This window comes from Pauljensenia sp. UMB9872 (assembly GCF_030212665.1).
GTDB classification, from domain to species: domain Bacteria; phylum Actinomycetota; class Actinomycetes; order Actinomycetales; family Actinomycetaceae; genus Pauljensenia; species Pauljensenia turicensis_B.
Genome location: NZ_JASOER010000002.1, coordinates 110,680 through 122,960, shown reverse-complemented (window position 1 = coordinate 122,960; position 12,281 = coordinate 110,680). Strand labels below are relative to the sequence as shown.

Genomic DNA, 12,281 nt, shown 5'->3' with positions numbered 1-12,281 from the left:
GAAGATCAGGCACCGAAGCGAATCGGCATCAACAGGTAGCGGAACTGCGTCACTTCGCCTTCATCCACCTTCGACTGGCCGGTCATCACGGCGGGCTTGGTCGGGTGAGTGAAACCGAAACGAACAAAATCCGTGTCGAGAACGCCCAGGCCATCAAGCAGGAACTGCGGATTGAACGCGGTCGCAATATCTTCACCATTCAGGTGAGCTTCAATTGCTTCGGATGCCTGAGCGTTATCTCCCTGACCGGCTTCGAGAACCAGCTGACCATCCGAGAAAGACAGGCGAACCGAGGTCTTGCGCTCTGCAACCAGCGACATACGCTTCACAGCTTCAAGCAGTTCGTGGCGGTCGCACACTGCGGTGATTGGCGTAGATTCAGGGAACAGGCCGCGAACCGGCGGGTAATCGCCGTCCATCATGGTCGACGTGGTTCGACGGTTCGACGATGCGAAGCCAATCAATGAGGCCCCGCCCGCAACTATTTCATTGGACAGACCAATTTCGACCTTGGCACCCGACGTCATTGACTTCGAAACATCCTGAAGAATGCGAGCCTTCACTAGGGCAACCTGTTCGATCGAAGTATCAGCAGGCTCCCAATCAAGTTCACGCATTGCCAGACGGTAACGGTCAGTGGCAAGCAAGGTCATGTGTTCGCCGTCGATTTCCATTCGAACACCGGTCAGAATCGGCAGAGTGTCATCGCGCGATGCGGCAATAGAAACCTGAGAAACAGCCTGCGAAAGAACCTCGGAGTCAACGGTGCCCGCAAGCGGTGGCTGAGCCGGAAGCAACGGATATTCATCCAAAGGCATAACAGCAAGCGTGAAGTGCGAAGAACCGCATCGCATATTCACCTTCTGACCATCAAGTTCAATGGTGACTGGCTTATTCGGCAACGATTTGGAAATGTCTGCCAGCAGGCGACCTGAAACCAGAACTTCACCTTCTTCTTCCACATTGGCTGGAATACGCGAATTAGCGGAGACCTCGTAATCGAATGATGAAAGGGTCAGTTCCTCATTGGCTGCATGAATACGAACACCGGCAAGGATGGGGCTAGCAGGGCGAACAGGCAGGGCACGAGCAGTCCACGACACTGCCTCAGAAAGAACGTCCCTCGCGACGGTGAACTTCATGCCGGCCTCCAATTAAAACTCGGTCAACGTACGTACGACATATGCCTCGCCATTCTACCTGTATGCACCACAACTATTCACGTGGGAAATAATTTGTTGTCAATAACTATCGTCTGACACTTTTATCGTTGTTCGGTTGCCCGTCATTCACCGCGTCCAACGCGATAGATTCCAATTGACTCATTCAGCGTGAATCCACAAGGTGGAGCGCTCACATCTGGTTGGTTGATTTTTTTGCTACGCGTTTTTTAAAAGGAACTTTCATCATCAGTGTTGTGTACACAGTGGAAAACCATGTTTTTCGTTGGAATATCGCCACACTGATCGTGGATAGAGTTGAGTACGATCGTGTGAATGACACAGGAGCAGTTGTGGATGAAAAATGAATGGATTTTGTCATTCACAAGTAAGCCCACTCCATCACCAACAAATGACACGTTTTCCACTGTGTCATTCACACCGAGGAAAGCTCTGATATTCGATGTGCAGTAACGGCAGGCAGGTATGGTTCCGCCCTTCGATATCTTTGAAGGGGTACAGACTTCGAATAGGGTGACCGCAACAGGTCGAGTCGTCAGTTTTCGCCTCGCGATGCCTTCTTAATACGATTTGTCAGTTCAGTGACGTCGTTATAGACCTCGCGACGCTGTTTCATTTGTTCCAAGATCTTCTTATTCGCATGCATGACCGTCGAATGGTCACGGTCAAATGATTGACCGATCTTTGGCAAAGATAATTCGGTGAGCTCGCGACAGAGATACATGGCGATCTGACGTGCTTCGACAATTGCGCGACTGCGATCAGTTGAACAAATCTGGTCGATAGTGACGTTGAAATACTTTGCACACTGACCCATGATCAGCGGAATAGTGATTTCAGTGTCGTCTGGGTCAGAGATATAGTCCTTCAAGGTCATCTCTGCCAACGCTAGGTCAATCTTCTCGTGGTAGAGGTTCGCATACGCGACTACGCGAAGGATTGCGCCTTCGAGCTCACGAATATTCGACGAAATACGTTCAGCAATGTACGTGAAGATTTCAGGGTCAATATCCAGATTTTCGTCCGAGGTCTTCTTCTGCAAGATCGCAATACGCGTTTCCAGATCTGGTGGCTGAACGTCAACCAGCAGACCCGATCCGAAACGTGACCTCAAACGTTCCTCAATGCCTTCGAGGTGTTTGGGCTGAACGTCCGAGGTAATGACGATCTGCTTATTGGCCTGATAGAGGGCATTAAACGTATGGAAGAAACCTTCCATCGTCTGTTCCTTCTTAGAAAGGAATTGAATGTCGTCGATCAACAGTAGGTCGAGTTCACGGTATCGACGGTGGAATTCTTCAACGGCAGAGTTATCGGGGTTGTTGACGCGAATTGCGTTGATGAATTCGTTGGTGAATTCCTCGGATGATACGTAGCGGACCTTCTGGTTTGGGTAGAGCGACAGAGTGTAGTGGCCGATTGCTTGCAGAAGGTGTGTTTTTCCCAGTCCGGATTCGCCGTAGATAAACAGCGGGTTGAAGTCAGTTCCCGGAGATTCCGAAACGGCAACTGCTGCCGCGTGAGCGAAGCGGTTCGACGGACCAATAACGAAGGTATCGAATGTGTGTTTCGGGTTCAGCCTGGCTGACGAGGTATCGAGTTCGCGACCGGTTGATTGAGGTGCAACGTATGAGAATCGCTTGGGATCGAGCTCTTCAAACGAAGAATCTGGGAAGTCATTGATGGCTTCAACACCTTCGAGCTGCCGAAGTCGTTCTTCTGCCGACGGGTACGAAAAGCTCTGTGCATAGGTGGGTGTATCGCCGGCGTGGTGGTGCCCCGCGCTGAGTACCTCATTGGTAGTTGGTTGATTATCTTCGGTTGACGAGGCCGCCCCCACATTCTTCGCCTGGTGCTCTGTTTCGTTGGTGGTTTCTGGCAGTTCCATGTCCGGATCAACGGTGATGGCGATCCTGATGCGTTTTCCAAAGGTCTGAGATAGAGCGTCCGTGACGCTCGACGATGAGCGTTCAATCCAGTTCTTCGTGAAGTCATTGGGAACGGACAGAAGGATTGTGCCTTCGATATTGCCCAAAGGACGTGTGGATTGAAGAAATCCCATGCCTGCTGGACCAAGATCTGTCTTGGCAAGTAACTCCAATGCTTGTGTCCAAGCAGCATTCAACGATGGAGTTTCCACAATCGATCCTTTAAATAGTGCGAAGTTGTGTGAGGTCTATCACCGAATTATGCCCCTCATTGAGCAGTGGCGACGTCGCTACTCTACTTGTCTTGTGGATGATTCACAGCCTGTGGATGAAGTTGTGGATAAAAACCTTTAAATCACATATATGTAGTTACAAAAGTGTCAGCGCGTAGTTCTGCCAAAGAATCGACGTTCACGCTAACGAAAAGAAATTCGTGTGATTTTCATTTGTGGAAAAGTTATCCCCAAGGTATTCCACAGTTGTGGATACGGGGACTTCGTCACAGACAGCGCCCTCACATTGACTGATACAACCCGAACTTCTAATCTGAATATCTGTCTGTGCCCACGCAAATGGGCGCGCAAGAGGTTCCTGCGCACAACGGGTGCGGTGGAATCTGAATCAATACAACCGATAAGGTGAGTGCCAGCGGTGCTGGTGCTCGCCGCCAAGGAGAACAGCTGTGACCACCAAGCGGACTTTCCAGCCCAATAACCGCCGTCGTGCCAAGACGCACGGTTTCCGTCTGCGCATGAGCACCCGCGCCGGCCGCGCCATTCTGGCATCGCGTCGCCGCAAGGGTCGCGCAAAGCTGTCTGCCTGAGACTGCACTGGTGTTGCCTCGCGCACACCGGATGGTCGATCCAGACGATTTCCGCTTAACCTTTCGACAGGGTAAACGGGCCGGAGATCGAGTCCTGATTGTCCACGCTCGAACCGACGAGGGTCAGTTGAATTCCCTCGTCGGTTTCGTCGTACCCAAAAAGGAAATCAAACTGGCCACGGGACGCAACCGTGTGAAACGACAGCTCCGGCACCTCATGCGCGATCGGCTCGACACTCTGCCCGACGGTTCACGCATCGTCGTTCGAGCAAGCTCCCAGGCCCTCGGCTGTACATCAGACGAGCTCGCTACACACCTAGACTCGGCTCTTCACCGCGCCTGGAAGAAGTGGGACGCTCGATGAGTGCGTGGCCTCGTGAACTAGTAAAGCGAATCTTCACCTACCCGATTCGTTTCTACCAGCGGTACATTTCACTCAGAATCGCACCACGATGCCGATATGCACCCACCTGCTCGGCGTATGCGCTCCAAGCCATCGAAATCCACGGAGTTGTCAAAGGCATCATCCTTGGCACCTGGCGACTCCTTCGATGCAACCCTTGGAGCCACGGCGGAGTCGACCACGTCCCCGAAGTTGAACGCTGGAAACCAGAGCCATGGGTACCACCAGACGATTGGGCCGGTAACGCAACCGACATCGTGCGACCCGCCCCCATGGGCATGAGCGACGAATATGCTTCGTTCACCATCCCCCAGAATTTCCCGGCATCCGCCGGACGACCGAAGGACGCTTCCAGCGTCCGCACTTCTTGAAGGAGCGCGCATGTTTGACAAGATCCTTCACCCCTTCGCCGTAGCGGTGGCGTGGGTATGGGTGAAGATCCACGATTTCCTCGAGCTGATCGGATTCTCATCCGGTTCGGGCGTAGCCTGGGTGATTTCAATCGTCCTGCTGACCCTGATCGTTCGTATCATGATCGTGCCGCTATTCCTCAAGCAGATTAAGAGCTCGCGCGCCATGCAGGCTGTCCAGCCTGAAATGCAGCGCATCCAAGCCAAGTACAAGGGCAAGACCGACCAGCTGTCACGTCAGAAGCAGGCCGAAGAAACTCAGGCTCTCTACAAGAAGTACAAGGTCAGCCCCTTTGCTTCCTGTCTGCCACTGCTGGTCCAGATGCCGATCCTGTTCGCCATGTACCGCGCCATCTACGCGGTTAAGGACCTAGCAGCAGGCACCTACAAGTACGCCGGCATCGAAACCGATCATCTCGGTCCGATCACCCAGGCAGTCGCATCCGACATCAACGGCTCGACTGTTTTCGGTGTCCCGCTGTCGCACACCATTACTTCCGGTGATGGCACTGTTGCCGTCGCCGTCTTCGTCATCGCGATTATCGTGATGGTTGGCCTGCAGTTCTACTCCATGCGCATGTCTATGGTTCGCAACATGCCACCGGCAATGGATCCGAACAACCCGATGGTTCAGTCTCAGAAGTCCATGCTCTACGTCATGCCACTGATGTTCGTGTTCTCCGGCGCCTTCTTCCAGATGGGCGTTCTGGTCTACATGCTGACCGGTTCTTTCTGGGCACTCGGTCAGTCCTTCTGGACGATCAAGGTCATGCCGACCCCCGGCTCGCCGGCCTACAAGGAGCTCGTCGCACACCGCGAAGCTCGCTACGCCGAATGGGCAAAGCCCTTCTTCGCTTCCTACGACGAAGCCCGCTCTGCCCTGCCCGCAACCGCTGACAACGCCGAGGTTATCGCTCTGAACGAGAAGACCTTCGCTGAAGCAGCCTCGAAGGCCAAGGCTCAGAAGGTCGCCACCGACTTCCCTGAAACCATGAGCGCCGGCGAAAAGGTCTCTGTCCTGCGCAACCTGTCCATGCAGGAATGGACCACGCTTCCCGACGAAATGTGGATGCGTGGCGTCAAGGATGCAACCGCGAAGGCTGATGAACGTCGCGCCCAGCAGAAAAAACGCGAGCAGGCTAAGAAGATGTCCCGCGAACAGCGCAAGGTACAGTCCGAACGCGATCGTGCTCGCGAAGATCGCAAAGCCGCTGTCTTAGACACTTCCGGCCTGTCAGCCGATGAGCTCGAGCGCCGTCGGCAAGAGCGTCGCAAGGCCCGCCGCCAGTCCAATAAGAAGAAACGCTAAAGAATACGCGGCCCGGCCCGTTTGAAGATACCCAGTTCTGTCCGGGTGGCCGGCCCCGTGAATAGTGCATCGCACCCAAGCTGAAAATAAAGGGAGAACCACATGAGTGAGAAGACCAAGTCCACGATTGAGCGCCTCGAAGAAGAGGGCGAACTCGCAGCCGACTACCTGGAAGAGCTGCTGGATATCGCTGACTTCGATGGCGACATTGAGATCGACGTTGAGAATGATCGCGCAAGCGTCGAGATTATCTCCGAAGAGTCCGGTACACTCGAACGCCTGGTCGGTGAAGACGGCGAGGTCCTCGACGCACTTCAGGAACTGACCCGTCTGGCAGTTCAGACCGAAACCGGTGAACGTTCGCGCCTGATGCTCGACATTGCTGGCTTCCGCGCCAACCGCAAGGCCGAACTGCAGGATGTCACGATGGAAGCAATCGCACGCCTGCGCGCCACCGGCAAGGCTCAGAAGCTCGACCCGATGAACCCCTTCGAGCGCAAGGTCTGCCACGACGTTGTCGCCACCGAGGGCCTGCATTCCGAGTCCGAGGGTTCCGAACCCCACCGTTGCGTTGTCATCCTTCCCGCCGATGAATCCGACGAGGGTGAAGAGAGCGACGCCGAGTGAGCGAACTTGATATTTCAGCTGGTCAGGGCGAGTTTTCTGACCCGCTGAAGCGTAAGGTCGGAGATCCGTTTATCCCGGAACAGCCCACCGATGAGGTACGCGAATTCTTCGGACCGGCTTTTTCTGACGTCGAAGAATATGTCCACATGCTCGAAGAAGAAGGCGAAATTCGAGGACTTGTCGGTCCGCGTGAAATGCCTCGACTGTGGTCGCGCCACGCTGTCAATGCAGCAGCCGTTCTCGATTTCCTTCCCCGCACGGGGCAGATTCTTGACATCGGTTCGGGCGCGGGACTTCCCGGTATCATCATCGCGATCTGCCGTCCTGAATTGGATGTCCACCTTGCTGAACCCATGCAGCGTCGTTGCGAGTGGTTGAGCGATGTCATCGACCACCTAGCATTGGACAATGTCACTCTGCATCAGGTGCGCGCCGAAGAACTGCGTGGCAAAGGACAGGCTGACGCGATTACCGCACGCGCGGTCGCCAATATGTCGAAACTGATCCGCATGACAACGAAGCTCATTGCTCCGGGCGGATCACTGGTCGCTTTGAAGGGGCGCCGTGCACCCATCGAAGTTGATGAGGCAGCCAAGGAATTGAAGAGCCATCATTTGCGCGCTCAAATCCACGAGGTTCCTTCCATCATGGAAGAAGAATCTACGTACGTGGTTGTCTGCAAGCGCCAGAAGTAGGCTCTGGGTGTGCCACCGTCGTTAACGCTGTGAGGCTTTGGCCCTCGACACGTGGGCTATGACGCCTAGCGTCTGTCGTTCAATTTACCTATGGTCGCCCGTAGACTTTCATAGGGTGTTCGCCTAGAACTCGTTCTAGGGCGCGCATTCGTCGATAGCAGTTTCAAGAGAGGATCTCAGATGAGTTCAGGTAAGCGGAGTGATACTCCCCTGCTTTCTCAGATCGAACAGAATATGCGCGATCGTCAGATCCTGGATGCTGCTACCTTCGGTCGCCCCTCGAAGACTCGCGTCATCGCTGTCGCTAATCAAAAGGGTGGCGTTGGAAAGACAACATCTGCCGTTAACATTGCTGCCGGTCTTGCATTGGGTGGCCTGTCGGTTGTCCTCATCGATGCCGATGCTCAGGGCAATGCATCAAGTGCGCTCGGCATTGAACACCCCGCAGGAACACCGTCTACGTACGATGTTCTGATTGGTGGCACTCCCTTGGCCGAGGTCCTTCAGCCATGCCCCGATATTGAAGGGCTTTTAGTGTGCCCGGCGACGATTGATTTGTCAGGCGCAGAGATCGAACTGGTTGATTTACCGTCCCGCGAATTTCGCCTGGCCGACGCGGTCAAGCATTTCCTTGCAACGGCGCGCGATGTTGATGTCGTCTTGATCGACTGTCCCCCGTCGCTCGGTCTTGTCACCCTGAATGTCATGGTTGCCGCCCACGAGGTCATGATTCCGATTCAGACCGAGTACTACGCTCTTGAAGGACTCTCACAACTCTGGAGCACTATTGACCGCATTGCCTCTGACCTGAATCCGAAGCTCTACGTTTCCACGATGCTTCTGACAATGGTGGATAAGCGAACGCGACTCAGCGAAGAGGTTGAAGCCGAGGTTCGTACCCACTTCCCCGCTTTGACGTTGCAGACGGTCATTCCCCGCTCCGTTCGTATTTCCGAGGCTCCTTCATACGGTCAGACCGTCGTTACCTACGACCCGCGTAATACCGGTGCACTTGCGTATCGCAAGGCCGCTTTGGAGCTTAGTTTGCGTCTTGCTCAGCAGAGCTAACCAGGGGTTTTTCGGGGTAGTTTTTGTTCGCCTGCTCCGCTTCGGCGTTGTCAAATAGCCTTTGACCTGCAATAATAATAGTCATTCTATGTGTGGCGAGTGTTGGCCTTAGAGATTGTTTCACGTGAAACAATCACGTTGTAGCGTGTATCGTTGTGCGCTTCTGGATGCTTCTGCTTCCAATGTTTCACGTGAAACATTGACGATGATTACCTGTTCTCTGCTTGTATGAAGAACGCTATTCATATGTACCAATTGCTCACTGCACCTTTCTGCAACCCCGTGTCACGAGATATGCACGTTGATGTTTCACGTGAAACAATGAAGTCTAAACTCGTCACGGAGGTTAATGATGGCAGATAAGAAGTCGACCGCAGGTGGCCGTCACTCAGCATTGGGTAAAGGGCTCGGTGCTCTGATTCCAAATCAGATTGATACTCAATCGACTGAGTCGTCATCCCCCAGTGTTCCATCAAATCCTCTCGATGTGTTCTTCCCCGCTCGTCCGGCTGGCCAAGCTCCTTCAGTGGCGCGTACACGCGGAGGTTCAGCAGCGTCTCTTCTGAATCCGAAGACAACAAAGTCCGCTCCAAAGACGACGAAAAAAGCATCTTCACGGGCTAAAAAGGGTGAGGTGTCCACGTCTGTTTCGCCAGCAGAAAGCCTTGAGGAAAACGTAAAAACGCGTTTGAGTGCCACGAAAGCGCGTTCAGCTCAGTCGAAATCGGAGCTACGTAGTCTGTCCCCCATTGCTGATGCTTTCGATAAACACGGTGCTCAGGAATCGAATCAGCAGCTGGCTCAGCATGACGTGTCGTCTGATGAAGCGAATGTTTCACGTGAAACATTGGACAACCTCGTTCCGGTTCCAGGTGCAACATTCGCTGAAATTCCGCACGATCTAATCGTTCCGAATACCAGGCAACCTCGTGAAGTTTTCGATGAAGATGATCTTGCCGAACTTCGCGACTCGATTCGTGAGGTCGGTGTTCTTCAGCCGATCGTTGTGCGTCCGATTAACTTTGACGCTCCGATGAGTGAGCGAATGCAGGAGTTTCTTGCAGAGAAGCCGAATGCTCGTTTTGAACTTATCATGGGTGAAAGGCGTCTTCGTGCGTCCGAACTAGCTGGTCTTGAGACAGTTCCGGCAATTATTCGCCAAACGGAAGACTCTGATCTTTTGCGCGATGCGCTCTTGGAAAACCTTCATCGTGCGCAATTGAATCCGCTGGAAGAAGCATCTGCATACCAGCAGCTGATGGCCGACTTCGGCACAACTCAGGAAGAGCTTTCGAAGAGAGTCGCACGCTCTCGTCCGCAAATTGCGAACACAATGCGACTGTTGAAACTACCACCATCGGTTCAAAGCAAGGTTGCCGCGCAGACTATTTCTGCTGGTCATGCGCGTGCATTGCTCGCATTGAATAGCCCTGAAGAGATGGAATCTCTTGCGCAACGTATTATTGCTGAGGGCCTTTCGGTACGCACAACTGAAGAACTGATTCGCTTGGGACGGGTGAAAGCTCAGACGGGTCCTACGCGTAGGCGCGAAAAAATTGTGTCTGCTCTTGGACAGGCGGTGATTAGGTCTTTGTCAGATCTCTATGAAACTCGGGTGACGATCACGGAAGGTGCCCGCAAAGGCAAGATCGTGATTGAGTTTGCTGGCGAAGAAGATCTCCAACGTATTGCGAACCTGATCGCGGAACAGAAGCGGTAACGTTTCCGGTGTTGTCCTGCTTGGAATACGTTGGCCTCGGGTCGTCGTTGCCTGGATCGGTAGTGCGCACCAAGTCCGTAAAGAATGCATAATCGGCTCCTCTGAAAACCCTATAAAGCCGTGTTTTCGCTTGAATTGCGCGGTTTCTGACGGGTGTTCACTATGTGGCGTGTCTTTCGACACGAAAGTGGTTAAACGGAAGTCAATCGGAAACAATAGAGACACCATCACAAGCACTAGGGGGCCACATGTCGCAACAGCAGACACCACATGTCGCCCTATTTGACGTTGGTGGAGTACTGGTCGAATCTCATCCTGAGCCTCGGCGTGTAGCTGAGATCCTCGGACAGACCGACGATGCTTTCGTTTCCCTTGTTGACCAAGCAATGTGGGCACACCGTGCCAGCTATGACGAGGGGTGTTCGGATCGTGAATTCTGGGATCGCGTAGCAGGCGACTGCGGTGCACCACGGATTACCGATGATCAGATTGCTCAGTTGGTTGCGTACGACTCGATTCGAATGCACGACGCTACCGAACAGGCCGTTCAGATTATTCGTGAACTGGAAGAAAACGGCATCGTCCTAGGCATTCTTTCAAACGCCCCTTTCGCTATTGCTGAAGAAATACGTGTCACCGCCTGGGCACGGCACTTTGATGACTTCGTATTCTCTTGCGAGGTTGGTTCCGCGAAGCCTCATCGCTCGATCTACCGTGAAGCTATCGAACGTTTTGACGTGGACGCTGAAGATGCTGTTTTCATCGATGACCGCAAGAAGAATGTTCGTGCCGCAGAGCTTCTGGGAATGAAGGGCCTGCTCTGGGAAAATGCATCCCAGGCGCGTGCTGATCTTCATGCTCTGGGGATGCTGAAGTAATCTTCAATGTGTTGCGGGATTCCAACGCTTAGCGTCGGTTCATTCGATCTCTTCCCAATTCTTCACGAGCATTTCTGTTGATAAGCTCGTCATTGTTTCACGTGAAACATCGTCAAATAATCCAGTGGCCGGACCGCACATTGCGATGCGCAATCCGGCCACTAATTGAAGTGAAACCCTATTCGGTCTGGCCGGCCTCGTCGTCATAGGAAGCGGAAGGGTCGACCTTGTCTTCGATGCCCCGAACGTGACGGTCAGCGGCAACGAACTCAACGATGCGCGTGCACAGTTCAGCGAAGGAACCGTCAGCGTCGGCGGCCTGGGGGAGTAACGACGTATCCGTCATACCCGGCGTGACATTAGCATCGATGAACCAGCAGGTGCCTTCGTCATCGACAACGAAGTCGATACGCGACAGGTCGCGCAGACCGAGGATCGTGTGTGCCTCGACGGCTGCCTGGCGTAGAACATCGAGCTGTTCCTCGGTGAAGCGGGCGGGCACAAAGTACTCGGTTTCGTCCGTTGTGTAACGCGCTGCGTAGTCGTAGCGACCACCGTCGGTTGAAATCTCAACCGGAGGGAGAGCCACAGGACCGTCTTCTAGATCGACAACGGAAACTGCGATGTCACGGCCTTGGATGAGTTCCTCGACCATGATGTGCTCACCGTAGGCGAAGGCATCGACCATCGCGCTACGGAGTTCGCCAGGGTCATGAACTGCGGAGAGGCCAAGAGCAGAACCGCCGTCGGTCGGCTTGATGATGACGGGGAACTGAGTCTGTGACTCGATAGCATCGAGAACCTGGGAGGCACCGATTTGGCGGAAGAGGATCTGGGGAAGTGAAACCCAGCCGGGGGTTACCAAGCCAGCCGAACCGAGCAAGGACTTAGCTGTCGGCTTATTCGACGCGAGCATCGCCTGCACGGATGAGGAGCCGACGAAGGGGGTGCCGATTGCCTCGAGCAAAGTCTGTAAAGAACCGTCTTCGCCGATGGAGCCGTGGACGACGGGCCAGATGACGTCGGGTGCGAACTCGTCAATGACGCTGGTCAGCTGGTGATCAACGTCGGCAACGCGCACGGTATAGCCGGCCTGGGTGAGGATGTTTGCGACTCGGCGTCCGGAGCGGACCGAGACGTCGCGCTCGTGTGTGAGGCCGCCAGCAATGATGAGGACCTTTAATGCCACGGGATTACTCCTTAGTAATAGTGGTATGCCGTTGTGTGGGTGCGCGACGA

General features: G+C 54.0%; 12 protein-coding genes. 9 read left to right on the top strand and 3 right to left on the bottom strand.

Annotated features, from left to right (window positions below):
• Positions 1–5: 5 nt before the first annotated feature.
• Together dnaN and dnaA are read right to left on the bottom strand one after the other, a co-directional pair.
• Positions 6–1,142 (bottom strand): DNA polymerase III subunit beta, encoded by a 1,137-nt coding sequence (gene dnaN / locus QP109_RS01715; RefSeq protein WP_285022929.1) that lies wholly within the window; start codon positions 1,140–1,142, stop codon positions 6–8.
• A gap of 574 nt (positions 1,143–1,716) precedes the next feature.
• Positions 1,717–3,282 carry a chromosomal replication initiator protein DnaA gene (gene dnaA, locus QP109_RS01710; RefSeq protein ID WP_502929262.1) on the bottom strand — a complete coding sequence of 522 codons (1,566 nt, stop codon included), beginning with the start codon at positions 3,280–3,282 and terminating at the stop codon, positions 1,717–1,719.
• Between the two features lie 509 nt (positions 3,283–3,791).
• On the opposite strand from dnaA, the gene rpmH reads away from it, so the two are divergent.
• The 9 genes from rpmH to QP109_RS01665 all read left to right on the top strand — a co-directional run bounded on the left by rpmH (position 3,792) and on the right by QP109_RS01665 (position 11,042).
• Positions 3,792–3,932 (top strand): 50S ribosomal protein L34, encoded by a 141-nt coding sequence (gene rpmH, locus QP109_RS01705; protein WP_101628105.1) that lies wholly within the window; start codon positions 3,792–3,794, stop codon positions 3,930–3,932.
• A gap of 10 nt (positions 3,933–3,942) precedes the next feature.
• On the top strand, positions 3,943–4,296 hold the full coding sequence (gene rnpA / locus QP109_RS01700) for a ribonuclease P protein component (RefSeq protein ID WP_101628104.1): 354 nt from the start codon (positions 3,943–3,945) through the stop codon (positions 4,294–4,296).
• A complete protein-coding gene (gene yidD / locus QP109_RS01695; protein WP_285022926.1) occupies positions 4,293–4,706 on the top strand; it encodes a membrane protein insertion efficiency factor YidD in 414 nt (137 codons plus the stop codon). The genes rnpA and yidD overlap by 4 nt, the downstream gene beginning before the upstream one ends.
• A 10-nt stretch (positions 4,707–4,716) precedes the next feature.
• Positions 4,717–6,054, top strand: coding sequence for a membrane protein insertase YidC (yidC, locus tag QP109_RS01690; protein ID WP_101628102.1), 1,338 nt, complete (start codon positions 4,717–4,719; stop codon positions 6,052–6,054).
• 102 nt (positions 6,055–6,156) lie between these two features.
• Positions 6,157–6,681: a Jag family protein gene (locus tag QP109_RS01685; RefSeq protein WP_270771815.1), complete on the top strand. Its 525-nt coding sequence runs from the start codon at positions 6,157–6,159 to the stop codon at positions 6,679–6,681.
• Positions 6,678–7,376: a 16S rRNA (guanine(527)-N(7))-methyltransferase RsmG gene (gene rsmG, locus QP109_RS01680; RefSeq protein WP_285022924.1), complete on the top strand. Its 699-nt coding sequence runs from the start codon at positions 6,678–6,680 to the stop codon at positions 7,374–7,376. The genes QP109_RS01685 and rsmG overlap by 4 nt, the downstream gene beginning before the upstream one ends.
• A 180-nt stretch (positions 7,377–7,556) precedes the next feature.
• Positions 7,557–8,444, top strand: coding sequence for a ParA family protein (locus tag QP109_RS01675; RefSeq protein ID WP_285022923.1), 888 nt, complete (start codon positions 7,557–7,559; stop codon positions 8,442–8,444).
• A 352-nt stretch (positions 8,445–8,796) separates the two neighbouring features.
• The gene (locus tag QP109_RS01670) at positions 8,797–10,164 is read left to right on the top strand and encodes a ParB/RepB/Spo0J family partition protein (protein WP_285022921.1); all 1,368 of its coding nucleotides are present in this window, start codon (positions 8,797–8,799) and stop codon (positions 10,162–10,164) included.
• 248 nt (positions 10,165–10,412) lie between these two features.
• The gene (locus QP109_RS01665; RefSeq protein WP_101628100.1) at positions 10,413–11,042 is read left to right on the top strand and encodes an HAD family hydrolase; all 630 of its coding nucleotides are present in this window, start codon (positions 10,413–10,415) and stop codon (positions 11,040–11,042) included.
• A 178-nt stretch (positions 11,043–11,220) separates the two neighbouring features.
• Here QP109_RS01665 and QP109_RS01660 read toward each other — a convergent pair whose 3' ends face one another.
• Positions 11,221–12,231, bottom strand: a complete 1,011-nt coding sequence (locus QP109_RS01660; protein ID WP_285022920.1) for a D-alanine--D-alanine ligase family protein — start codon at positions 12,229–12,231, stop codon at positions 11,221–11,223.
• Positions 12,232–12,281: the final 50 nt, after the last annotated feature.